General features: G+C 63.2%; 24 protein-coding genes. 11 read left to right on the top strand and 13 right to left on the bottom strand.

The features are described from left to right. Window positions 1–15 precede the first annotated feature (15 nt). On the top strand, window positions 16–849 hold the full coding sequence (locus tag E3T51_RS16540) for an aldo/keto reductase (protein WP_134530813.1): 834 nt from the start codon (window positions 16–18) through the stop codon (window positions 847–849). 59 nt (window positions 850–908) lie between these two features. Next, window positions 909–1,931 carry a non-homologous end-joining DNA ligase gene (gene ligD / locus E3T51_RS16535; protein WP_134530812.1) on the top strand — a complete coding sequence of 341 codons (1,023 nt, stop codon included), beginning with the start codon at window positions 909–911 and terminating at the stop codon, window positions 1,929–1,931. Between the two features lie 10 nt (window positions 1,932–1,941). On the opposite strand, the gene E3T51_RS16530 is transcribed toward ligD, so the two are convergent. Both E3T51_RS16530 and E3T51_RS16525 read right to left on the bottom strand, forming a co-directional pair. Next, entirely contained in the window at window positions 1,942–2,943 is a 1,002-nt protein-coding gene (locus E3T51_RS16530; RefSeq protein ID WP_134530811.1) for a glutathione S-transferase family protein, read from the bottom strand. Between the two features lie 42 nt (window positions 2,944–2,985). After that, window positions 2,986–3,300 carry a hypothetical protein gene (locus tag E3T51_RS16525; RefSeq protein WP_134530810.1) on the bottom strand — a complete coding sequence of 105 codons (315 nt, stop codon included), beginning with the start codon at window positions 3,298–3,300 and terminating at the stop codon, window positions 2,986–2,988. Between the two features lie 124 nt (window positions 3,301–3,424). Between E3T51_RS16525 and E3T51_RS16520 the strand changes: the two genes are divergently transcribed. Beyond that, on the top strand, window positions 3,425–3,841 hold the full coding sequence (locus tag E3T51_RS16520; protein WP_134530809.1) for a VOC family protein: 417 nt from the start codon (window positions 3,425–3,427) through the stop codon (window positions 3,839–3,841). Between the two features lie 48 nt (window positions 3,842–3,889). Then, entirely contained in the window at window positions 3,890–4,693 is an 804-nt protein-coding gene (locus tag E3T51_RS16515; protein ID WP_134530808.1) for a DUF1206 domain-containing protein, read from the top strand. On the opposite strand, the gene E3T51_RS16510 is transcribed toward E3T51_RS16515, so the two are convergent. The 3 genes from E3T51_RS16510 to E3T51_RS16500 are packed head-to-tail and all read right to left on the bottom strand — an operon-like array spanning window position 4,640 to window position 8,677. Then, window positions 4,640–5,413 (bottom strand): phosphatase PAP2 family protein, encoded by a 774-nt coding sequence (locus tag E3T51_RS16510; RefSeq protein ID WP_134530807.1) that lies wholly within the window; start codon window positions 5,411–5,413, stop codon window positions 4,640–4,642. The two genes, E3T51_RS16515 and E3T51_RS16510, sit on opposite strands and share 54 nt — an antisense overlap. Before the next feature lie 50 nt (window positions 5,414–5,463). Continuing rightward, window positions 5,464–6,159: a phosphatase PAP2 family protein gene (locus E3T51_RS16505; protein WP_134530806.1), complete on the bottom strand. Its 696-nt coding sequence runs from the start codon at window positions 6,157–6,159 to the stop codon at window positions 5,464–5,466. Between the two features lie 25 nt (window positions 6,160–6,184). Then, a complete protein-coding gene (locus E3T51_RS16500) occupies window positions 6,185–8,677 on the bottom strand; it encodes an ATP-dependent DNA ligase (RefSeq protein WP_134530805.1) in 2,493 nt (830 codons plus the stop codon). A 71-nt stretch (window positions 8,678–8,748) separates the two neighbouring features. On the opposite strand from E3T51_RS16500, the gene ku reads away from it, so the two are divergent. Both ku and E3T51_RS16870 read left to right on the top strand, forming a co-directional pair. Continuing rightward, window positions 8,749–9,582, top strand: coding sequence for a non-homologous end joining protein Ku (ku, locus tag E3T51_RS16495; protein ID WP_134530804.1), 834 nt, complete (start codon window positions 8,749–8,751; stop codon window positions 9,580–9,582). Between the two features lie 39 nt (window positions 9,583–9,621). Further along, window positions 9,622–9,885 (top strand): FCD domain-containing protein, encoded by a 264-nt coding sequence (locus E3T51_RS16870; protein WP_134530803.1) that lies wholly within the window; start codon window positions 9,622–9,624, stop codon window positions 9,883–9,885. A gap of 53 nt (window positions 9,886–9,938) precedes the next feature. Here E3T51_RS16870 and E3T51_RS16485 read toward each other — a convergent pair whose 3' ends face one another. Next, window positions 9,939–11,492, bottom strand: coding sequence for a maltokinase N-terminal cap-like domain-containing protein (locus E3T51_RS16485; protein ID WP_134530802.1), 1,554 nt, complete (start codon window positions 11,490–11,492; stop codon window positions 9,939–9,941). A gap of 696 nt (window positions 11,493–12,188) precedes the next feature. After that, window positions 12,189–12,689, bottom strand: a complete 501-nt coding sequence (locus E3T51_RS16480) for a GNAT family N-acetyltransferase (RefSeq protein ID WP_134530801.1) — start codon at window positions 12,687–12,689, stop codon at window positions 12,189–12,191. A 133-nt stretch (window positions 12,690–12,822) separates the two neighbouring features. On the opposite strand from E3T51_RS16480, the gene E3T51_RS16475 reads away from it, so the two are divergent. Next, a complete protein-coding gene (locus E3T51_RS16475) occupies window positions 12,823–14,526 on the top strand; it encodes an AMP-binding protein (protein WP_134530800.1) in 1,704 nt (567 codons plus the stop codon). 140 nt (window positions 14,527–14,666) lie between these two features. Then, window positions 14,667–14,900: a hypothetical protein gene (locus tag E3T51_RS16470; protein ID WP_134530799.1), complete on the top strand. Its 234-nt coding sequence runs from the start codon at window positions 14,667–14,669 to the stop codon at window positions 14,898–14,900. Window positions 14,901–14,906: 6 nt separating this feature from the next. Here E3T51_RS16470 and E3T51_RS16465 read toward each other — a convergent pair whose 3' ends face one another. Together E3T51_RS16465 and E3T51_RS16455 are read right to left on the bottom strand one after the other, a co-directional pair. Beyond that, window positions 14,907–15,761 carry a TIGR00645 family protein gene (locus tag E3T51_RS16465; protein WP_241989393.1) on the bottom strand — a complete coding sequence of 285 codons (855 nt, stop codon included), beginning with the start codon at window positions 15,759–15,761 and terminating at the stop codon, window positions 14,907–14,909. 485 nt (window positions 15,762–16,246) lie between these two features. Next, the gene (locus E3T51_RS16455) at window positions 16,247–16,468 is read right to left on the bottom strand and encodes a hypothetical protein (protein WP_134530797.1); all 222 of its coding nucleotides are present in this window, start codon (window positions 16,466–16,468) and stop codon (window positions 16,247–16,249) included. Window positions 16,469–16,524: 56 nt separating this feature from the next. Between E3T51_RS16455 and E3T51_RS16450 the strand changes: the two genes are divergently transcribed. Next, window positions 16,525–16,806 carry a caspase family protein gene (locus tag E3T51_RS16450; protein ID WP_134530796.1) on the top strand — a complete coding sequence of 94 codons (282 nt, stop codon included), beginning with the start codon at window positions 16,525–16,527 and terminating at the stop codon, window positions 16,804–16,806. A 12-nt stretch (window positions 16,807–16,818) separates the two neighbouring features. Here E3T51_RS16450 and E3T51_RS17365 read toward each other — a convergent pair whose 3' ends face one another. Continuing rightward, a complete protein-coding gene (locus E3T51_RS17365) occupies window positions 16,819–16,944 on the bottom strand; it encodes a hypothetical protein (protein WP_255453256.1) in 126 nt (41 codons plus the stop codon). Window positions 16,945–17,431: 487 nt separating this feature from the next. On the opposite strand from E3T51_RS17365, the gene E3T51_RS16445 reads away from it, so the two are divergent. Next, complete coding sequence (locus E3T51_RS16445; RefSeq protein WP_166806524.1) at window positions 17,432–18,928, top strand: flotillin family protein; 1,497 nt, start codon at window positions 17,432–17,434, stop codon at window positions 18,926–18,928. Window positions 18,929–19,029: 101 nt separating this feature from the next. Here the strand turns inward: E3T51_RS16445 and E3T51_RS16440 are convergent, their stop codons facing one another. The 3 genes from E3T51_RS16440 to E3T51_RS16430 form a co-directional block, all read right to left on the bottom strand. After that, window positions 19,030–19,863: a PKD domain-containing protein gene (locus E3T51_RS16440; RefSeq protein WP_134530794.1), complete on the bottom strand. Its 834-nt coding sequence runs from the start codon at window positions 19,861–19,863 to the stop codon at window positions 19,030–19,032. A 56-nt stretch (window positions 19,864–19,919) separates the two neighbouring features. After that, the gene (locus E3T51_RS16435) at window positions 19,920–20,507 is read right to left on the bottom strand and encodes a hypothetical protein (protein ID WP_134530793.1); all 588 of its coding nucleotides are present in this window, start codon (window positions 20,505–20,507) and stop codon (window positions 19,920–19,922) included. A 422-nt stretch (window positions 20,508–20,929) separates the two neighbouring features. Then, window positions 20,930–21,076, bottom strand: coding sequence for a glutamate-cysteine ligase family protein (locus E3T51_RS16430; RefSeq protein ID WP_134530792.1), 147 nt, complete (start codon window positions 21,074–21,076; stop codon window positions 20,930–20,932). A gap of 411 nt (window positions 21,077–21,487) precedes the next feature. Between E3T51_RS16430 and E3T51_RS16425 the strand changes: the two genes are divergently transcribed. Further along, complete coding sequence (locus E3T51_RS16425) at window positions 21,488–23,755, top strand: transglycosylase domain-containing protein (RefSeq protein WP_166806523.1); 2,268 nt, start codon at window positions 21,488–21,490, stop codon at window positions 23,753–23,755. Window positions 23,756–23,762: the final 7 nt, after the last annotated feature.

Raw genomic sequence — 23,762 nt, 5'->3', positions numbered from 1 at the left:
CGAAGAGATAAATCCATGACTGTAGTTCCCAACATCACCCTCAATAACGACACCGCGATTCCCCAGCTCGGATTTGGCACCTATCAGGTCACCCCGGAGACGACCAAGGCGGCGACCCTTGCCGCTCTTGAGGCCGGCTACCGACACATCGACACGGCCGAGATGTACGGCAATGAAAAAGAGGTCGGTGAAGCTATCGCAGAGTCTGCGCTGAACCGGTCCGAGATCTACGTTACGAGCAAGCTCAACAACGGGTTCCATGACCGCGCCGACGCCCTGGCCGCTTTCGATCGCACCCTGGACGCCCTCGGTTTCGATTACCTCGACCTGTTTCTCATTCACTGGCCACTCCCGGCTGTTGGAGACTTTGTCGAGACCTGGAAAGCAATGGAGGAAATGCAGCGCTCCGGCCGCGTGCGCACCATTGGCGTGAGCAACTTTCAGCAGGAGCACCTGCAGCGTCTGTTCGACGAGACCGACACAGTGCCGGCCGTCAACCAGATCGAGGTCCACCCTTACCTCACGCAGGACACGCTGCGGGCTTTCAATACTGAGCACGGCATTGCGACCGAAGCGTGGTCGCCGCTCGCGCAGGGCGCAGTTCTCTCCGACCCGGTGATCACAGGCATTGCCGACCGTCTTGGTAAGTCCGCCGCCCAGGTCACCCTGCGCTGGCACCTGCAGCGAGGCGACATCGTCTTCCCGAAGTCCGTCACCCGCAGCCGAGTCGACGAAAACTTCGCCCTGTTCGACTTCGTCCTCACCGAAGCGGATATCGCTGCGATCACTGCCCTGAACCGCGACGAGCGCACGGGCCCGAACCCGGACGAGTTCAACTACATCCCGTAGTTCGTCGTGAGCGCACGCTGAACTCTGTCGCTGCCAACAAATTTGGTTACAGTGTTTGCATGAGCTCTGATGCGGTGGTTCTGACGGTTGCTGGGCCGCACGGCGCGCGCGAGGTTCGCCTTTCGAGCCCGAGCCGGGTGCTCTGGTCCAAATCAGGAATTACCAAACTTGACCTCGCTCACTACGTCATCGTGGTGGGCGAGGCCTTTGTGCAGGCCAACGGTGACCGTCCAGTGTCGCTGCAACGGTTCAGTGGGGGCATTGACGGCGAGCAGTTCTTTTCGAAGAACCCGCCTAAGGGCGCGCCCGACTACGTGCGGTCCGTTCCTGTGGTCTACCCGAGTGGGCGCACGCATCCGCAGCTCGTGATCGACGAACCGGCGGCTGCGGTGTGGGCGGTACAGATGAACACGATCGTGTTTCACCCCTGGCCATCCAGGGCCGAACTTCCGGACAATCCCGATGAACTGCGTATCGACCTCGATCCGCAGCCCGGAACAGACTTCGCCGACACCGTGCCCGTCGCCAATGAGCTGAAGAATCTGCTGGCCGAGGCCGGTCTCACGGCATTCGTGAAGACCTCCGGAAATCGCGGGCTGCACGTCTTCGCGCCCATCAGGCCGACCCGTGAATTTCTCGATGTGCGGCACGCGGTCATCGGCGCAGCGCGCGAGCTGGAACGACGGATGCCCACCCGGGTCACCACAAACTGGTGGAAAGAAGAGCGTGGCGAGCGCATCTTCATCGACTACAACCAGGCCAACCGGGACCGCACCATGGCCGGTGCCTACAGCCCCCGGCCACTGCCGCACGCACCGGTCTCCTGTCCGCTGGAGTGGAGCGAACTCGCCAGCGCCGACCCGCAGGCATTCACGGTTCTCACCGTGCCAGGTCGGCTACGGGACAACGGTGACCCCTGGGCGGCGATGCACGAGCACCCCGGCACGATCGACACCCTGTATTCCTGGTGGGAACGCGATCTCGAAGACGGACTTGGTGAGTTGCCCTTTCCGCCGGATTTTCCCAAAATGCCGGGGGAGCCACCGCGCGTGCAGCCCAGTCGGGCCCGTAAGGTCGACTAGCCCGAAGCGACTAGTTCACGATCCGCTCTGCGGGGAGCGGGGCTTTCGGCGGGGTGCCGTTTCCGAACGGTCGGCCTCCGAGGTCGGCGCGAGCGTGCGGAGCCAGCCACGCGCGCGCATCCGGTCCCTTCGGCACGATACCGCTGGGATTGATGTCGACGTGGGTCACGTAGTAGTGCCTCTTGATTTGCTCGAAATCGATCGTGTCACCGAAACCGGGTGTCTGGAACAGGTCGCGAGCGTAGGCCCACAGCACCGGCATCTCGCTGAGCTTGTTGCGATTGCACTTGAAATGTCCGTGATACACCGCGTCGAAACGGGCGAGCGTGGTGAACAAGCGGACGTCCGCCTCGGTGATCGTGTCACCCACGAGATACCGCTGCCCGGCCAGACGCTCTTCAAGCCAGTCCAGGCGGGCGAAGAGAGCGTCGTACGCCCGCTCGTAGGATTTCTGGCTGCCAGCAAAACCGCACTTGTAAACGCCGTTATTCACGTCGTGAAAGATGAGGTTGGCGACCTCGTCGATCTCCTCCCGCAGCGCTTCGGGGTAGAGGTCAGGGGCGCCGGCTCGGTGGTACTCGGTCCACTCGAGCTCAAAATCTAAAGTGATCTGCGGATAGTTGTTGGTGACGACCTTGCCGCTCGGGACGTCGACGATCGCCGGCACGGTAATGCCGCGCGGGTAGTCGGGAAAACGGGCGAAGAACGCCTGCTGCAGGCGTTCGATGCCAAGCACCGGGTCGGCCCCACCCGGGTCGAGGTCGAAGGTCCAGCTGTTCTTGTCGTGGGTAGGGCCGGGCAGGCCGAGCGAGATGACACCCTCAAGGCCGAGCAGGCGGCGCACAATCGTGGTGCGGTTTGCCCACGGACAGGCGCGGGCCGCGACCAGCCGGTAGCGGCCCGGTTCGACGGGCCAGCCGTCGCGGCCATCCCGCGTGATGCGATCCTCAATGTAATTGGTGTCGCGGTTGAAGTCTTGGCCGGGCTGAATGTAACTGGGGTTCAGGCTCATGTACCCACGCTACGCGACTGACGCCGAATCGGCTGGGCCGGTTTAGACCTCTTCGGCCAACTGCGTCGTGATCTCCGCGTCGGTGCGCGCATCGATGATGCCCCACATCATGTGGGTCGGGCCGCTGCCGTCGCTCGGCTCGACGCGTGGCCGGCTGGCCCAGCCGCGCGCGACGGCGGCGGCACCGAGTTGCGCGAGCGAAGCGCTGATGAGCATCTTGCGAATCTTGCCGGCCAACACGCTGCCATCGGGTGCCTGACGCCAGCCGCGCTTGTGGGCGAGAACCCGCCCTATTTCTTCGTCGGTCAGCCAGCGCGAAAAGCTCCGGGTGGGCGGGTCGATGGCGATCAGCTTCATGCCCGTTACTGTACTCGCAGCCCCGCATCCGGCCCGCAGCACAGAAGGCCAGTCACTCGTGCTAACGACTCATCCGGGCAATAATCACAGCAGCATTCCCAACAAACGATAAGGAGAACCAACCATGAGCAGTCGTCTCAACCCGTATCTCGGCTTTCGCGACAATGCCCGCGAGGCAATGGACTTCTACCAGGGCGTTTTTGGGGGCGAAATCACGCGAACCACGTATGGAGAGTTCAACGCGAGCGAAGATCCGTCAGAGCGGGACAAGATCATGCACTCGGAATTGACGACCACGAATGGGTTCTCGCTGATGGCATCGGATACCCCTAACGGCATGGAGCTTCCCACGAGCAGCAGCATCACCGTCTCACTCAGCGGCGATGACGAAGCCGAATTGACCGGGTACTGGGATAAACTCCTCGACGGTGGCACAGCAATCATGCCGCTGAGCAAGGCGCCCTGGGGCGACAGCTTCGGTATGCTGACCGACAAGTTCGGTACCTCCTGGATGGTCAATATCGCGGGAGCGTCCGCCTAAAGAAGTTTCTGGGCGCCACGGTGTGTGCGCGCCTATGCTGAGGCCGTGATGAATGCATCGGCAACACACATCGCTCGCGACGCGAGCAACAGTGCGGCACTGCAACTGCTCGCGCGGCTGGGTTTCGCCGTCAACGGGCTACTGCACATCCTGATCGGATTCCTCGCGATCACCGTGGCGGTGGGAGCCGGCAGTGGCTCTGCCGATCAGACCGGGGCTCTCTCCCAGCTGGCTTCAAACCCCGGTGGTGTGTTTCTGCTGTGGACTGTCGTTGTCGGCATGTTCGCCCTGGGGCTGTGGCTGGTCGTCTCGGCGTTTATTGTGCACGACGATCCCAAACGTAAGTGGGGGCGTCGTCTGGCAAACATTGCCAAAGCCATCGTTTATTTTGCTATCGGCGCTACCGCGCTGACCTTCGCCCAAGGCGGCTCGTCCAGTTCGGCGGGAAGTACCCAGAGTGCCAGCTCGTCGCTGCTTTCATCGCCCGGAGGCGCGATTTTGCTGTTTCTTGCGGGAGTGGCCGTGCTCGGCGTCGCAGGCTACTTCATCTATAAGGGTGCGGCGCAGAAGTTTCGCTCGGACCTCTCCGTGCCTGGCGGAACGGCCGGGCGCGCGGTCGTCATGCTCGGGGTCGTCGGGTACATCGCCAAGGGCGTTGCCCTCGGGGTGGTGGCGATTCTCGTCGGCGTCGCCGCGCTCACCCGTGATGCCAGCAAGTCCACGGGGCTCGATGGAGCCATTAAGGCGCTCGCCGCCCTCCCGTACGGAACGATTGCGCTGATACTGATCGCCCTCGGCCTAATCGCCTACGGCGCCTACTGTTTTGTTCGGGCCCGGCGAGCGCGGCTGTAGTCCGCGCGCTGCATGGCGGGTATCCCAAGCGATCACAGCGCCAAGCACCATGAGCGAGATCGACAGGGAGGCGAGCGCATCCGTCGCCCAGTGATAGCCGAGATAGAGGCGGCTGATCGCGGCGAGCCCAATGCAGGCCAGGGCGATGGTGAATCCGGCGATAACCGTTCGTCGGCTGGGACGCCGAGAGACAATCAGATAGGTGAGAACCAGAACAAAATCGGCGGCGCCGAGAACGTGCCCTGACGGAAACGAAAAAGAGTGGTCGGGGCCGAAGAGCATCAGCTCGACCGGTGGGCGGCTCCGAGCGATGAGGGGAGCCAAGATCTGGGCCACAATGACCCCGGTCAGCATAGCGATGGCGAGCAGAAGTGGCCGCCACGCGTGCTTGCCCCAGAAACCCCAGGCGACGGTCAGGACCAGCACGATGATCGGCAGCGCCACCGGCCCGAAGACGATGGCCAGAGCGATCATTATGACCGTGAGGGTCGGAGACCGACCGTCGACTAACCACAGGCGCACCGGAGAATCGTAGAACGACGACCGGTCGGGTTGCAGTACGTCAATGAGTACGGAAACAAAAAGCACGATACCGAAGCTCACGACTGTGATCGCGATCCGATGCAATCGGCGACGGTCTGGCGCGGAGAGTGGCCGCGGGTCGATGATGAGTTTCTCAATGCGTGTGCGCCACACCGTTGTGGGCCGTGTATCGCTCATTTCGCGTCCTGTCGATAGTAATGACGTGCCGAGAAGACGATGGTTCGTGGCTACCGCTGACTCCGCCGAAGCCGGCGTTCGCCGTCAAGTTTTGCAGCCAGCGGCGCCCAGATTACAACGGCAATGCCCACGCCGAGGAGCAGGGCGCCAATCGTGTCGGTCAGCCAGTGGGCTCCCAGATACGTTCGGCTGAGCATCATGGCCAACGTGTACGCGGCTCCGAGCGCCCACACCCAGAAACGTGGAAATAGAAGTGCAAAAATCATGGCCATTACGGCTGTATTCGCCGCGTGTCCCGACGGAAACGACCCAAAATCGACACTGACCAGAATATTCTGGGGGCGCGTGCGCCCGAACAGGTGCTTGAGCAGCTGCACGGCACCGCCGGTGAGTATCGTCGCCGCGAGATAGTACCCAGTTGCCCAATATCGCCGGGCCAAAAGCAGCGCGCCAACGATCAGCGCCGGGATCACCAGCGATGCGATCAGTCCGGCGCCGAGGTAATTCAGCACCAGCGCTGGCACATTCAGAATCGGTCCGCGAAACTGGTCAATCCAGATCATCCAGGCCCGGTCAATGGCGAGGGACCCAGCCCCGGTAGATTCAGCGGCGCCGCGCAGCACCACCAGATAGCCGAGGAAGACGGTCAGTAGGAGCGCAATGAGACCGCTGATCAGTGGCCACCAGCGCGTAACCCGTGCTGCGCGTGGTGCCGCAGCGTCCTCCGGATGTCGATCACTGACCATGGAGCAATGCTAGATCGTGCCCGCACTATTCGATCGTGATGTCGCCGGGTATTTTGTCGGGGCGCCACCCTCGCCAGGACGGCTGGCGCAGCCGACCGGTCGCCGTCCACTCGGAGAACTCCACCTCGGCGACAAGAGTGGGGCGCACCCAAACCGCGCCTTGGGCATCCGTTGGCGGAATATCGCTGAACGGTGTGGTCTTGCGAATGAGCCCGGTCAGTCGGGAACGGATGTTGGTCAGGTCGCGTTCCCCGAACCCCGTGCCGACCCGTCCCACGTAGCGCAGGCCCCCGTCGGTCGGTACTCCCAGCAGCAGCGAGCCGATCGCGCCGGACCGGTTGCCGCGGCCGGGTCGCCAGCCGCCCACCACCACTTCCTGGTGGCGAAAATGTTTGATCTTCACCCAGTCGTGGGACCGGTGACCCATCGTGTAGCGCCCGTCGAGCCGTTTGGCCATGACCCCCTCGAGTCCGAGTTGGCGGCTGGTGTGGAACGCCTCGGAAAAGTCACCGTCAAACCGTGGCGGCACCTGGGTCGAGCCGGTCGCCGTGATCGTTGACTCAAGCCGGTCGCGTCTCGCGCTGTAGGGCAGCGCGGTGAGTGGGTGCCCGTTGACTTCGAGCAGATCGAACAACATGAATTGCACGGGCGCTTTCTTGGCTGCCGAAACAATTTCCCGAGCCTCGGTAAGTTTCATTCGGGTCTGCAGGAGGCCGAAATCGGGCCGTCCGCGTTTATCGACGGCCACGATCTCGCCGTCGAGCACCACGGAATCCGTTTCTGACCGTGCTGAAACCGTGGCGAGCAGGTCGGCCACGAGATCTGGATACGAAGCCGTCACTTCGTGCCCGTTGCGGGTGATCAGGCGAACAGTCTGCTCGCGCAGCGCCACATAGGCGAGGGCTCGCATCCCATCCCACTTCATTTCAAAGGCCCACCCTTGGTCTCCGAGGTCGGCTTCGGAGCCAGCGGCGGCGAGCATGGGGGAGTAGGCGTTCTTCGGCGCTGCGGGCATGATGGTCGCAGCGGGGCTGGTGTGCGGGCGGGCATTCGTGCGCGAGCCGCCTGAGGCCCCAGTGTTCGTTTTCATGCGGTGAATCAGCCAGTTGTTCGTTGTCTTGCTGCTGTGGCTGTCGCTCGTGCGAATGAGGGCAAACCGGGCGGTCCCGCCGAGCCCGGCCTCTGGTTCTCCGTGCAGGGTCACGATTACCTCGTCATCGCGCCACTTTTCAAGTTCGTACTCGCCGCGGTCCCAGATCGACACGTCGCCGGCACCGTATTCTCCGACCGGAATATTTCCTTCGAAACTGCCGTACTCAAGCGGATGATCCTCGACGTGTACCGCGAGCCGGTTCTGTGCGGGTGTTACCGGCACGCCGCGAGGCAGGGCCCACGATACGAGCACCCCGTCGTGTTCAAGCCGAAAGTCCCAGTGCAGGCTGCGGGCGTGGTGTTCCTGAATGACGAACGACGTGCCAGCGGATGCCGCGGCTGACACCGCCGGAACCGGTTCGGGTGTCTTTGCGGCGTCACGCTTGCCGCGGTATGCCGTCAGCCGATCCGGCGTAACGAGCGCCGGGGCCGAGCCTGCGCTCGCCGTACTGGCGTCACCCACAGAGTGCTCAAAGGACCCGGCTGTGAGTAGCCCGAGCGGATCTTCCCGTCGCTTCAGTCGTGCGAGTACCTGCTTGTAGTCGAGCTGCTCGAGGTCGGCCGAGGCGAGCTCCTTCCAGGTGCGCGGGGTTGCGACCATGGGATGGCTGCGCCCCCGCAGTGAGTACGGCGTGATGGTGGTCTTGGCTGCGTTGTTCTGGCTCCAGTCCACCAATACTTTGCCGGGTCGTAGGCTCTTTTTCATCTCGCTGACCACGAGGTCACGGTGGTCGGCCTCGAGGGCGCGTGCCAGTTCGTGCGCCACGGCCGAGACCTGATCGGAGCTGTAGGACAGGTCGAGCGCGGCATACAGGTGGATGCCCTTGCTCCCGCTGGTCACCGGCATCGGTTCCAGCCCCATGTCGTGTAAAATCGCGCGAGCCAACCGCGCCACCTCGGCGCACTCGAGCAGTCCAACACCCGGCCCCGGGTCGAGATCGAGCACGAGCCGGTCGGGATTGCGCGGGGTGCCGGTACGACCGAACTGCCACTGTGGCACGTGAATTTCCAGGGCGCTCATCTGCCCGAGCCAGGTGAGAGTGGCGAGGTCGTTCACGAGTGGATAGACGTTCACATGGTCTTTGTGCTGGATCTCGCGCCGTTTCACCCAGCTCGGCGTTGACGGCTCCAGATTCTTCTGAAAGAACATCGCGCCCGGGTTCTCGCTCGTCCCGACGCCGTGCACCCAGCGTTTGCGGGTGGCCGGGCGGTTTGCGGCGTGGCCGATGAGCACGTCGGCGATCGCTGCGTAATAGGCCAGGACGTCGGCCTTGGTGGTTTCGGTCTCCGGGTACAGGACCTTGTCGAGATGGGTGAGCGTAATGCGGTGCCCCTCGACGGAGACCACCTGGCTGCTGGCGTTCATGCGTCAACTGTGCCGCGGAAACTCCGGGTCTACTAGGCGACGAATGTCTCGTTCGGGTGTGTACTGGTCGTATGAGAAGCATCTGGACCGGTGCGATCACCTTCGGGCTCGTCAACGTGCCCGTCAAGGTGTACAGCGCCACCGAAGACCACGACGTCGCACTGCACCAGGTACACGATGCCGACGGGGGGCGCATCCGCTATCAACGGCGGTGTGAGATCTGTGCCAAAGTCGTGCCCTTTGACCACATCAACAAGGCTTTTGACGACGGCGAGCAGACCGTGGTGCTCACCGCTGACGATTTCGCGTCGCTGCCGGCCGAGCACAGCAAGGAGATCGACGTGGTCGAGTTCGTTCCGAGTGACCAGATCGACCCGATCATGCTCGACAGGAGCTATTTTCTTGAACCCGACGGTAAGTCATCGAAGGCCTACGTGTTGCTTCGGCGCACGCTCGAAGCCACCGACCGCACCGCGATCGTGCACTTCGCGCTGCGGCAGAAGACCCGTCTCGGCGCGCTGCGCGTGCACGGCGAGGTGCTGATGCTGCAATCGCTGCTGTGGGATGACGAGGTGCGCGAGGCTAAATTTGCGTCCCTCGACGACCGGGTGAACATCAGCGCGAAAGAGCTCGACATGTCAGCGGCGCTGGTCGAGTCTTTCGCGGCCGATTTCGCACCGGATGCCTTCAACGACGATTATCAGGATGAGCTACGGGCGCTGATCGAGGCCAAGTTGAAGAGCGGCGATGCGGTGTCGACCGAGGCGACCTTCGGTGAAACACCGGAGGAGGGCGAGGGCGGCGAGGTGCTCGACCTGATGGAAGCACTACGGCGCAGCGTCGAGGCCAGCCGTGACCGAGCCAAACCCAAGTCGAAACCGAAGCAGTCCCGTTCGGCCTCCTGAGCCGGCCCCCGAGCATCACGATCCGCAGGAGTTGCGCCGCTGCGCGGGAGGTGGAAGTCCAGGTCATCAGGCCGATGCGCAGCAACTCGCCAAACCGCCCCGCCGCAGTACGCCACCGCGCTGCACGCGCTGTATCGGTATTTTCTGCCCTACCCGGTGGGCTCTCTGCACGGCGTGAACCGTGAGCATGCCCGCCTGGTGGTAGCCCTGCGCGAGCACGACCCGGTGGCCGCTGTGGCCATAATCAGGCAGCACGTGTCGGTACTGCACGACTCGATGTTCGTCGGACTCGCTCAGGGTTAGACCGAATTCAGTAGCGCGCGAAGTAACAACGCTGTTCACCGCCTCGGCATTTTCTACAACGGCGATTTGTGTGACACGCCGACCAGCCGCTCGATGGCGGCGAGAGGGATCGGCAGCCAGGTCGGGCGGTTACGAATCTCGTAGACGGCTTCATAGAGCGCCTTGTCGAGTTCGAAGGCATCGAGCAAGGCTTTTTGATCGGCCAGTTTAACGCCGGAGCGTTCCGCATAACCGTTCAGGAAGGCATTGCGGCATGCCAAGGCCCACTCGAAAATAGTGGGTCCGGCATCCGTCGTTTCGTCGGCGACTGGTTCGCCCGGCGCCTCCATCCCGGTCGAGTCGGGCATCGCTGCCGTCATAGCACCCGCAACATAGGAGAATGATCGCAGCATTCCGGCGACATCGCGCAGCGCGATATCGGGCCGAGTGCGTTCCCGGAGGGTGCGCAGGGGTTCCCCCTCAAAGTCCAGCAATACCCAGCCACGATCCCGCACGTCCAGCACCTGGCCGAGGTGGAAATCACCGTGAATGCGCTGCAATCGCGGCCAGGTCGCTGCCTCCGCGCGAGCGAAGACCGCCTCGATGGCATCGCCATGCTTGGTCAGCATCGGTATTTCGTGCAGGGCCTGGTGGCAACGCTGCCGCATCGTGGCCATTTCGCCGGCGATGACCGCGGGGGTCACCTCCAGTGTCGGCAGAGTACGGGCGAGGTCTGCGTGCACATCGGCGGTGGCCTGTCCCAGTCGAAAAGCCGGACCGGTGAAGTCGCTGCCGGAAGCTGCAGCGACCAGGGCTGTACGCCACGCATCTGGGGCATCGGGCAGAAATTCCTGAGCAAATACGAGATGGCCGACAGCCCGACCGTCAGGTTCGGCGGGATCATCCCACTGGCCAAGAACGTCACCGAACGGGAGCGGGATTCGCACTGATCCAGCATTGGACAGCGCTGCCTGCACCACTACGTCAGGATTCTCACCGGCATGAATGATGCGAAAAACCTTGCAGATGATCGGGATTGTCGGCGCACCGGTTGCGTCCGTGCGCTGCACGATAATCGAGGTGTTGGATTGCTCACCGCTGAGGACGCGACTGGAGACCACCGTAGTCCCCCGAGGGGAGGCGATATCCGGCCTCAAGTCCTCACCGTGCGCACTGACGCCGGTTCGATCGGTCGCCGGAGGGTGAGTCGAACCCGTCACGCTCTGCAGTTCCATGAAGCTGAGCACTGCAGCGGCAAAGATCGGATCATAGGCGGCGTCATAAATAAAGCGTGCTCGGTCGGAACCGGGTCTGCGTACGGTGATCAGGGCATTGGGTGAGCCAGCAAGTTCAAATACCCGCTCCGTGGTCGGCAGCTGGTAGAGAGTGAGCCTCAGGCTCGCGGTATCCAACATGAGGTCGATGCGAATGGTCACGTCCGGGTCGATCGAGTCTAGGGAGAAATGGCCAATGCTGCGAAGAGCCGGAACCTGCCCTTTGTTGCCGAACCACCGCTGTGTCGATACCCACGCGTTGACGTAATCGGGCATCGGGGTGCCCCGATGGGCCGGGGCGAGGTCGGGATTAGCGGTGGGATCTGCATTCGGGGTGCTGTCTCCATCGATCATGCCGTCAGCGTATCCTTCCCGCCCGGATTAAGTCGGTGTGTTCGGGCATGCCGTCGCTGGTGAATCGCGCGGCTCATGCCGACGAGCGTGGCGCGCGGGTTCAACGCGAATGCTGGTACGTTCGCAACCCGCGCATCATGCGCGACTCGCCCTGCGTGCGCTGCTGACCAACCGAGCTAACGGGGCAGCGGCACGCGTCGGAGAGAATACACAGCCCTCAGGCAGCTATGCGGAGACGAGGACGTGCGGCTGGCGCGCGGGCTCAACGCGAATGCTGGTGCGTTCGCAACCCGTGCATTTGAGAACGTAGAGGGGGAGCGAGATGCGAAGGGCTTGCGCGGGGTTCGGTTTCAGGTCGGCCTGTGACTTGCAAAACGGGCAGGTAATTCGCATCGAGGGTTGTCCCTTGGCTTGGTTCTGCGCAAGCGATAACTCGCGTCAAATTGAACATAGGGGGCAATCGCCTATTGCCGCACCCCCTTGAACTTCTCGCCGATTTATGTATACAGAGCAGTCCGTCTGTCCCCGTTTCGGCGGACGCCAGCCCGGGCCATCGGTGCCTGGTCACATGAATGGATTCAGGGACTTCCTACTGTGTATTCAGGGACTCCCTGCAGTCCGTCCTCGAACGACTTGACCTGCCGCGAGCGATGCCCAGGACGAACGACTAGCCACCGTCAGTGACAGTGGTCTTCTCTAAACGGAAACCGCCAGCAGGCTCACGACGACGGTGTCCTCTTTCGTTGAGAGCTGGCCGACCTCGGTGAACCCGAGGCGGTCGTGAAAGGCGAGCGAGCCCGGGTTCGGCGGTTCGAGGTTGACCTCGCAGAATACCTCGGTGAGCTTAAGGCGGCGGGCAGCGCCGAAAATGGCGTCGTAGAGCACCTGGCCGAGGCCCTGCCCGCGATACCCGTCGGCCACGACGATGCGGTCGACGTAGAGAAAATCGGTGGACCGGCTGGAGAACCAGTGGTAGTTCTCGCTCGCGTATTCGGCCCCCGCGATGAACAGAATGGTGAAGCCGATGACGCTATCGGTCGCATCATCGTCTACGACAGCAATTGCGAGATTGCTGTGCTCGACGAGCGCGGCCAACGCTTCGGCATCCAGCTCATTGACCGCGGGCACGGCTGCATTGTTGAGCGCGAGCAAGCGCGGCAGGTCGTCGCGACCGAGAGAGCGAATAGAGAATGTCATCCATTAACGATAGGCCTTGCAACTTGCCGAGCACACGGCTCCCTGTCGGCCACGCTCTGGCTGACCCGAAGCCCTGACAGAATAGATTGTCGCCGTTTCGCACGTGGCGACTCGTTCAAGGAGACAACGGCGTATGACTCACCAGGTGAGCACTAACAACTACCGTGCCGCGCGCGACCAGCTTCTGGCCCTGCGCGACGATCACGCGCGTGCCGCACAGGAGTTTCGCTGGCCCGATGTGGGAGAGCACTTCAACTGGGCCACGGACTGGTTTGACGTGCTCGCTCGCGGCAACGACAAAATCGCGCTGTGGATCGTCGAAGAAGACGGCAGTGAGCAAAAGCTCACCTTTGATGAGATGGCCCATCGATCCGACCAGGTCGCCACCTGGCTCAGCCACCAGGGCGTCGGGCGTGGCGATCACGTCATGCTCATGCTCGGCAACCAGCGCGAGATCTGGGAGGCGATGCTCGCCATCATGAAGGTCGGCGCCGTCATCATGCCCACGAGCGCCGTGCTCGCCTCGCACGATCTGACCGACCGGGTGCGGCGCGGCGGCGTCGCCCACGTAATCGCCAACTCGGCAGACGCGGCCAAATTCGACGACGTTCCCGGCAACTACACCCGCATCGCTGTCGGCCCGCCCCGCCCCGGGTGGGCCGACTTTGCGGACGCGTATCGGGTCACCCCTGAACCGATCACGACGGTTGTCGACTCCGCCGATCCCTCACTGATCTACTTCACCTCTGGTACGACAAGCAAGCCGAAAATGGTGCTGCACTCGCAGACCTCCTACCCGGTCGGCCACCTCTCCACCATGTACTGGCTGGGCCTGCGTCCCGGCGACGTCCACCTCGCAATCAGCTCGCCCGGCTGGGGCAAACACGCCTGGAGCTGCTTCTTCGCCCCGTGGATCGCCGAGGCGACCGTGTTCGTTTACAACTACTCCAAGTTCGACCCGGCCGCCCTGATCGCGCAGCTCCATCGCGCCGAGGTCAGCACGTTCTGCGCACCGCCGACGGTCTGGCGCATGCTTATTCAAGCGGATGTCGGCGCCCGCCCGGCCAGCCTGCGCGAGTTGCTCTCGGCTGGAGAACCACTCAATCCCGAGGTCATCCGGCAGATCGACAACGGCTGGAAGCTGACCATCCGCGACGGATTCGGTCAGACCGAGACCACCGCCATCGTCGGAAACGGACCCGGATCCGTTTTGAAAGCCGGGTCAATGGGCCTGCCCCTGCCCGGCGTCTCGATCAAGCTGCTCGACCCGATCACCGAGCTGCCCGCCGACGAGGGCGAAATCTGCCTCGACCTCTCGCAGAGCCCGGTCAACCTCATGACCGGCTACCACGGCCAACCCGACCTCACCGCCCATGCCATTCGCGGCGGTTTCTTCCACACCGGCGACGTCGCAACGGTGGATGCCAACGGTTACCTCACTTTCATCGGCCGCACCGACGATGTCTTCAAGTCGAGCGACTACAAGGTGTCGCCGTTCGAAGTGGAGAGCGTACTGCTCGAACATCCCGCGGTCGCCGAAGCCGCCGTCGTTCCCGCGCCCGATGCGACCCGCCTGAACATTCCCAAGGCCTACATTCATCTCGCACCGGGCTGGGAACCGACGGCGGAGACCGCCGAAGCCGTGCTGCGACACGCCCGCACCGGGCTGCCGGCCTACATGCGGGTGCGGCGGGTGGAGTTCTTCGATCTGCCCAAAACCATCTCGGGCAAGATTCGCCGAGTTGAGCTGCGCGAGCGTGAAGACGACGCGGCCGCTACAGGTACCCCTCTGTCGAACGAGTGGCGCGACGACCAGTTTCCGGGGCTCAAACGCTAGAAGACCGGCAACACCCCCGACGGTCGTCGGGCCGGCGCGCTGACGCCGATCGACGACGTGCTGGCGGGCATCCGTCGCTACCGCGGTGTGTTCGCGGCGACCGGCTGCGCGACCGTGGCACGAACGTATGGGTGCGGTTCGTGCTTGTTCCCTGGCTAACCGATGCGGTGGATAACGTCGACGCGGTTGCCGAAATCGTGGCTCGCTGGCCCAACGTCTCACGGGTCGAGGTGCTGCCGTTCCGCCAGATGGGCGAGGACAAATGGAACCGCCTCGCCATTCCCTACCCGCTGCACGGGGTACACCCGCCCGATGCCGCAGTGCTCGAGCGCGTGCGCGACCAGTTTCGCACCCGCGGCCTCACGGCGTTCTAGCCACTACTAGTAACGCGCGAGAAGTTCCGTCTTTTTGGCGAGGAATTCGGCATCCGTCACCACGCCGGCGTCACGCAGCTGACCCAATTGGGTCAAGTGCAGGGCGATACCGGTGGATGCCGCGGGCGCGAGTTCGCGACGGATGGGTGTGGCATTCAAGGCTGCCACCGGCTCCGGAACGAGGGCCGGTCCGTGCACGGCCGCGAGTGAGGGTGCAGGCGGGGCTGCGTGCCCGGCCTGCGACATGCGGTCGATCCAAGCCAGCGCGATCGCCGAGAGAATGAACACCATGTGGATGATGACCTGCCAGAGCACGCCGTCCCAGGTGTAGACGTTGCCGGTAATAGTCTCGGTCGGGTCCGAGCCGACCGGCGTGCCGCGCGCGGCCAGATCGCCAACCTCGATGAAGGTTTTCAGCAGGTGAATTGACGAGATTCCCACGATGGCCATGGCGAGCTTGACCTTGAGCACGTTCGCGTTGACGTGGCTGAGCCACTCCGGCTGGTCAGGGTGACCGTCTAAGCGGATGCGCGAGACGAACGTCTCGTAGCCGCCAATGATGACCATGATCAGCAGGTTCGCAATCATCACGACGTCGATCAGGCCGAGCACCGAGAGCATGATCGCGGCTTCTTCAACGTGGATGCCACCGTCGGCGCCGGGCACGGTCAGTGAGGTCCATACGTCGCCGCCGAGGTTGATGAGCTCGACCATGAACACGATCACATAGATAATCTGCGCGATGATGAGGCCGATATACAGGGGAGCCTGCAGCCAGCGGCTAAAGAAAATCATCATGCCGACGCTGCGTACCCAGCTGGACTGGGGACGGAAGGGGCGGGGGAGGGCTGTTTCAGTCACCGATCGATCTTAGGTGGAGTCCGAGTGTGAACCCCCTGTGAGCTGAGCTGGTTTTCAGGACCCGCGCCAGCAGCCGGGAGTCGATGATTCTGGGCGCTTTCGCGCAGGGGATCCACGACCGCCGCTGTCCGTGCCGCCACCAGGGCCCGGCTGAAACTGCCGGCCACGAGATAGGAACGAGCCGGGGCTTCCAGGGGACCCACCCGTTGATCGAGTAGGCGCTCTTGTTGGCCTAAGACCCACTCTTCGTACCAGCCCGGAAGGAGATTCGCCTCCTCTAACAGGTCGATCGATTCCGGCGGCACTGATCGATCGCCGTTCAGCGTTATGTCGGTGGTCAATTCCCGCACCTGGCGCAGATCGATGCGCACCGCCGGATCGAGCTGGAGGGGATCGGTAGTACGCAGCAAACGCGGCAGCTCATGTGAGGTACGAAACACGCTCGCCCGCAAGTTGCCTTCCGACTGGCGCTGGGGCCTGTCGGCTCAGAGCCGTGCGGCCAGCACCGGTCGCGGCTGGGTGTGCAGCACGGCGAGGGCTGCGAGGAGGCGCTGTTGCCGGGCACCGACCTCGACCGGTGCGCCGTTGAAGCACAACTGCCAGTACCCCAGCACGCGAGGATCCCAGCCCTTCGGCCTGCGCAACCCGCCTCGTGATTCGCCGCCGGAGTCTGTGCCGCCGGAGTCTGTTTTGACTGAGTAACTCACCGGTAACGCCGACGGGGTTACTCTCAACCGGCACGAGCTCTGGAGATAGGACGGCCATGAGTCAATTCGCACTTTGTGTGGGCATCAACCGGTTTGAAAACCTGCCCGTGAATCGCTGGCTGAATGGCTGCGTGAACGATACCGCCGATGTTAGCGCCCTGCTCGGCGCGATGACCGAGGCGCTCGACCGTGCGGCTACGCCGGGGGAACACCTCAACCACATCGTGTTTACGATGTCGAGTCATGGCACCCAATTGCCCGACACGAGCGGGGATGCGGCCGACCAGGTCGACGAGGCCTTTGCCACCTATGACCTTCAGCAGAACGGTGCCGTCTGAAACGCGAGCTCCCTAATCATCGACGACGAGCTGCACGATTTGTTCGCCCGACTGGCCAAGGGCGTACTGCTCGATGTGATTCTCGATACCTGCCACAGCACCAGCGGGCAAACTTCGGCGGCCGGTACAACGGGGCATTCACCCGCTTTCTTTTCGATGCGCAGCGATCCCGGTCTCAATTTCGGCACTGCTCGACGCGGCCGCCGGCCGAGGGCCTGAGATCGGTGCGGGCGGGATCGACTCGACCGCGGGATCCGCTGGCCCTGCAGGAGTGATGGCAGTGCTAGCTCACGCGAAACGGATGCCGCGGTGCGCGCCCCCGCCCCGCCCCCGCCGCCGCGTTCCTGCGCGCTGCCGCAGACTTCATCGACGGGTAGCCCTCCGTAACGCCCCGCTGCGCGGGAGGTGCGCCCGTGCGCGGGAGTTGCGCCGCCCACGCAGCGGCGCAACTCCCGAGCACCCTGACGCGACGGCACCGATCGCAGGCTGCCACCACCCGCTCTCAATGGCGACATCTTTCGCATCCGGTGCCGTGTCCTGCCAGACTGAAGGCACGGCTCGGCGCCACGGGAGACAGACCGGATCGCCCAAACGACGTACACGCTATGCGCCTCGGAAGGACTCCATGCTCGATTTTCTGTTTAGCCCGATCCCGGTGATCATTTTCATGATCATTGTGGTTCTGCTCATTGCCCTGGTTTACGCCAAGACCATCTATAAGAACGCCGGGCCCGACGAGGCCCTCATCATCACCGGCAAGAAGAGCCGTAAGACGATCGTCGATGGTGCCACACTCGAGGAATCCGGTCAGCGCGTCGTGCACGGACAGGGCGTCTTCATCACTCCCTTCTTCCAGAAGGCGTTCAAGATCAGCCTGCGCAGCCGGGCGATCGAAATCACTGCCGTTGCGCAGGACCGCAACGGCATCACGCTTTCGGTTGAAGCCGTCGCCATCGTCAAGGTCGGCGACGACCCCGCCGCGATTCGCGCCGCGGCCCAGCGCTTTCTGGGCCAGGACAAGAACATCGATGGCTTCGCGCAAGAGGTGTTGAGCGGTTCGCTGCGTTCCTCGATCGGCGCGACCGACGTCATGACCGTCATCCAGAAACGCGATGAGCTCGGCAGCTCGGTGCTCGCCACCGCACGTGAGTCGCTCGCCAATCAGGGCCTTGACGTTGACTCGTTCGAGATCAAGGGCATCACCGACGAAAACGACTATATTCGCGACATCGGTCGTGCCGAGCAGGCCAAGGTGCGTCGCCAGGCCGAGGTTGCCGAGCACGTCGCGAACCGCGAATCGCAGGAAGCCCTGATCACCGCCGAGCAGGCCATCGCCGAAGCGCAGAACACACTCGCCCTGCGCAAGGCCGCGCTGCAGCTCGACACAGACAAAGCCTCCGCCGAGGCCGCCGCGTCGCGGCCCCTCGCCGAGGCAAAGGCGCAGCAGGCCATTGTGCAGGAGCAAGAACTCACCGCCCAGCGCCGTGCGAGCCTGCGCAAGGCCGAGCTGGAGTCCGAGGTCAACGCGATCGCCGACGCCGACGCATACCGAATCCGCGTGACCGCGATTGCCGCAGCCGAGGCCTCCGTCGCCAAGGCCACCGCCGACCGTGACAGCCGTGTCGCCAACGCCGACGCCACTCGCGCTGAGGGTCAGGCCGACGCCGACGCCATTCTCGCCCGTGGTACAGCCGAAGCGACCGCCACCCGTCTCTCGGCCGAGGCCGTCGCCCAGCAATCTGAGGCGCTCATCCAGCTACGGCTGATCGAGATGCTTCCGCAGATCGCGCACGAGCTCGCCGCTCCCATGGGTAATATCGACCAGCTCACCGTCATCTCAACGGATGGCGCCAGCCAACTCTCCAAGAACGTCGCGTCGGGCTTCAGCGAGGTCGATGCCGTACTCGGCTCCACCATGGGAATCGGCATCAAAGACCTGCTGGGCGGGTTGCTCGGCGGCACTGCCGGAGCCGCCCTGCGGAACGCCGCGCCCACGGGCGCGTCCGTTTCACCCAGTGGCGCATCGACGCTTTCGACTGCGACCGCCGCTGGCCCACTGGCTGACGCGGTGAAGTCGACTTCGGTATCTGAAGGGGCCAAAGAAGCCGCGCCTTCAGAATGACTCTTGGCGATCAACGGCGTTGATTTCGACGCTGATGACAACGAGGCGGTCATAATCGCGGCTGCAACGTAGATGGAGACGTGCGTTGCGACTCGGCTAAGTCAACAGCCGGGGCCATGGGGGTTCACGTTGCAGTCTTCGGCGACGAGCACCGTCGATTCGTTCGCTGCCACGACGGCGAACGGGGCTGACGGCACGGTGACGATACCCTCGACGGGGCGCCAGCCCTGGTCGCCGAAGCTGTAGTCGGCTCGGTACTCGACTGTCAACACCACCGAATAAGTACCCTTCGTTGTGTAGACGTGGCTCGTGGCGGTGCTGGCGAACTCCGCGACGCCGAGGTCTTCCCAGCTGGCCCCGCCGGTTACGCTCGATCCAGCCGTGCCGTCGCCATAGTTCCAGCGGTAGCCGATCGGGGTGAACATCACCTGCGCGGGCTGGCCAAGCAGTAGTCCCTCGCCAACTTGAGCGGATGCTCCGGCCCAGAAATTCGCGGCCAGTCCAACGACCGCCCAGCCGTTGGGTTCCATGCCGGAGGGGGCCGCTGGCGCAGGGAAGTTCTCCAGGTCGGAGACGCGCACGATGGTGCTTGGCGAACAATTCGGGCAGGGCGTTGTGGGGGCGGCGATGGTGGGTGGCCACTCGGGGTGGCGTGAGATCACCGGAAAGTCGCCGGAGCCACAAAGCGTCCACTCCTGCTCCGAGGTCAGCCGGCCAACGGGGTGGGCGCAGATCTCGGTCAGTGCTTGCCCGGTCCCAGCCCGGCCGCCCGAACCACGATCCCCGCCCGATCCGCCGGCGGAGGTGCCACCATATCCGGCTGAGAGGTCGACGCCGGCGCCGTTTACGATGCCCTGGGCTGGTTCTTCATCGGATGGCGGGTCATCGACGTTACCCGCCGTGGTTTCGTCATGCCTCCCTGACCCGTGGCTCATAGCCGAAGCGGATGTGGGAGAGATTAGTGCAATGCAAATCGACAATCCTGTGATCGTCAACAGAAGTTTGTGCCGGTCCATAGTTCCGACCTTTCCAGTAGAAGACGATTCGTCGTGGAGTCCTCGGTCAGAGCGACTTGAAGAGGATGGCGTGAAACGCGATCGGGCGGAACTACTGACACGCCTTCCGAGTCGACGACATCCGTCGCGGAAACATCGAGACACATGTACACAACTACGGAGCCTTTCTGGAGATTGGCTGACTGGATTGTCATGGAGTCGAAAGCAAGATCACCGACGAGATGTACTTCCTTTTCCGACAACCGCTCGAAGGACGCAATTTCACCTGGCAGCATGTCAGCCGTCACGAAGGAGGTGATTCGTTGCGGATCCATGCCGCCCTCGCGTGAAATCGTGTTCGACATCCCCTGATATGACACATAGAACGCCGTCGCGGCAGCCAGTGCCTCCTCGTTCGACGCGAACACCGGAGGGGTCTTTGTGGGGACAGCCGTCGCCACCGGCACCGGGGACACCGTGACGGGCGGGGCGGGGGTGGCCATGCATCCGCTTAGTAAAAGTGACAGTAAAAGGGCGCCGAGCACTACGTTGTGCAGCGGACGGTGACGCGACGGGATGCGCATGGGGTCAGGATAGACGGATTGCTACAATCCTGCCGAGACTTTCCACAGGCTGGTATTGAAGCCGCGAGAACGGTAAGAATCACTGCAACGTGCCCGCGAGCAAACTGCACCCCTCACTCAAAATCTGCGGCTCAGTCGTGTGCAGTCAATGCGTGCGAGAGCAGCGCGGGCTGCCCGCCGGATCGCATGGCGGCGCGCTGACGCTCGGCTCCGGTGCGAGCCGCTGCATCCGGTCCAGTAACTTCAGAACTTGTTCGAGGTTGCCGACCTCGTCGTTGGTCCCGCCAACGCCGACTAGCCGGCGAATTCGACGGTCGTACTCGACGGCATTCGCGAACAGCAGCGTGCACAATCGTCGACCACCGATGCATGTGCATGCTGCGCCAGCTGGAGAATCCGGTATCTGCTCCGTGCCAGAACGGTCAATTCACGGCGCGCGCGAGCTGCGTCGGCAGCCAAACCCGCACCCGGTTGAGCGCCTGTACCCTGGCCTCCCGGCTGGGAATACCGACGTGCACATGCAGTCCGTTGATGAGGTAATCGGGTACCAACCCCGAAACGCTTAACATTGGTCACCTCGGGCCCAGCCTCGACCGAAAAGCGAGCGGATCAGCGGATGCCTGTTCAAAGCGATCAGAGATCGGCGTCGATGGTTCGATCTGCGAAGCGAGAAACTCGTGGCTAATGAATCGCGACACCAAAGAGCGGCCGAGGAGCTCGGCATGCACTTCGTCGCTGACGTTTGCCGGCTGCAGAGTTGCCGGCTTCAAAAGATGAATTCCTCCTCAATGCCGAACGGTCGCATTTCCCACCTCCGGCACTTTCACCGGATACTACTTGAAAAACCGGTATCAAGCCGATACATTCTCAAATCCGGCAGCCGGTCACATTCGCACTGACACCTGACTAATATGACCAATAATCATGAATTGATGTGCAGGTGTGGGCTTTCGCACTTATCGGCTCAGTTGGGGGTAAACGTGGTGCAAGTAACCGAGGTTCCGGCCGGCGCGGCCCAGTCATGGCGGCGTTCTCTTCATGGCGTTCTCGGCGGCCTGCTCGGGTTCGTCGCCATGAGCGCGGCGGCCGGCGTCTTGGTCGCCGTGTCGGTGACCCCGGTCGTGGCGCTCTCGGGCATAGCTGCGACCAACACGATCTCGGTGTTCGAGAATCTGCCGGGTTACGTCAACATCGAGCCCCTGTCGCAGAAGAGTGACATCTTCGCCACCCGCAGTGACGGAACGGTCGAACTGCTCGCCTCGTTCTACGATCAGAACCGCATCGAGGTGAGTTGGGATGCGATCGGCCAGTTTGCGAAGGATGCCGCGGTGTCGGGAGAAGACCCCCGATTCTATGAGCATGGCGGGGTGGATCTGCAGGGCACGCTGCGGGCCACGGCCACAACGGTGGTCGGCGGAAACACGCAGGGTGGGTCATCGATCACGCAGCAGTATGTGAAGAATGTGCTCGTGCAGAAGTGCGAGCTGATCACCGACAAGCGGGCGCACGATGCGTGCTACCACGCGGCGACCGAGACCACGCCAGATCGCAAACTCAAGGAAATGCGGCTCGCCATCGGGGTCGAGAAGAAGTACGGCAAGCACGACATATTGCAGCAATATTTTAATATCACCGGCTTCGGCGGCACTGTCTACGGCATCGAGGCCGCAGCCAATTACTATTTCAACACCACCGCGGCAAACCTCACCCTGACGCAGGCGGCGAGCCTGGTCGCGATTGTGAACAACCCGGTGAAGTTTCAGCTCGACAAGCCTGCGAGCGAAACCAATGGGACCGCAAACGGTTACGCGGCCAACAAACAACGCCGCGACTATATTCTGCGCGAGATGCTGCGGTACCAGAAGATCACGAACTCCGAGTTCGACGCCGCCGTCGCGTTACCGGTCGAGCCCATTATCACCGAACCGAGCACGGGCTGCCAGACCGCCGCGGCCAACGCGTACTTCTGCGACTATGTGACCAAAATTCTGCAGAACGCTCCCATCTTTGGCACGGATGCTGCCACTCGGATGCTCAACTTTCGGCGCGGTGGTTACGACGTCTATACGACCCTTGACCTCGATGTGCAGAACGCGGCCGTGACCACCATGAATCAGCAGGTGCCCAAGGTCTACGCCGGCGGGGACGTGGGCGCGGTGATCACGAGCGTGCAGGTCGGCACCGGCCGGGTGCTTGCCATGACCCAGAACAAGGACTACAGCCAGGACCCCGCAGTGCAGGCGACTGGAGCCAACTACACCGGCATCAACTACGCCACCGACTTCGCCGAGGGCGGGTCGAGCGGGTTTCAACCCGGGTCGACCTATAAGGTCTTCACCCTCGCGGAGTGGCTCAAGGAAGGCCATTCCCTCAACGAGCGCGTTGACTCGAGGCGCAAAGCGAACTGGGGTACTTTTCAGGACAGCTGCCTCGGACCGCAGAACTACAACAAGGAGGGCTTTAACCCGCGCAACGATGCAAACGAATCCGGGGCCAATTACAGCGCGCTGCAGGCCACCGTTGGCTCGATCAATACTGGTTTCATCGGAATGGCCAAGCGGCTGGACCTCTGCGGAATTCGCAAGACGGCTGAGGCGTTTGGGGTGCACCGGGCTGACGGCAACCCGCTCTCGCAGTCTGGAGCATCCGTGATCGGAACCAACGAGGTTGCGCCGCTGACCATGGCCGTCGCCTTCGCCGGCATCGCCAACAAGGGCGTCACCTGCTCGCCGATTGCTATTGATCGCATCGTCGGTCCGGGTGGGGTGGAGATTCCGGTGCCGCCGTCGACCTGCACGCAGTCGGTCGATTCGACGGTCGCGGCCGGTATGGCCTACGCGATGCGTCGGGTGATGACGAGCGGCACCGGGCGGCAGTCCAACGCCAGCACGGTGCCTGCGGTACCGATGATCGGCAAGACTGGAACAACGGATAGCGCCAAAGACACCTGGATGAGCGGCGCCAGCACCAAGGTAGCCACGGTGGTCGCCGTGGTGAGTCTGACCGGAGCGCTCAGCCAGCGGCGGCAGTTCTTTGGACGGGACCAGATCGCGACGGCCCGACATCGCATGTGGCCCGTCGTAATGTCAGTCGTTAATGCCAAGTACGGCGGAGATGCCTTCGACGAGCTCGCCCCCAAGTACATTCCACCCCCCGTGGTCGTGGCCCCGCCGGTCGCTCCGCCGGTCGCTCCGCCGGTGGCTCCGCCGGCACCGCCCGATGCGGCCCCCGCCCCGCCGGGGCAGTAGCCGGACG

This window comes from Cryobacterium serini (assembly GCF_004404025.1).
Lineage (GTDB): Bacteria > Actinomycetota > Actinomycetes > Actinomycetales > Microbacteriaceae > Cryobacterium > Cryobacterium serini.
Note: the sequence above shows the minus strand (reverse complement) of the source record. Positions and strands in the feature narration are given on the sequence as shown.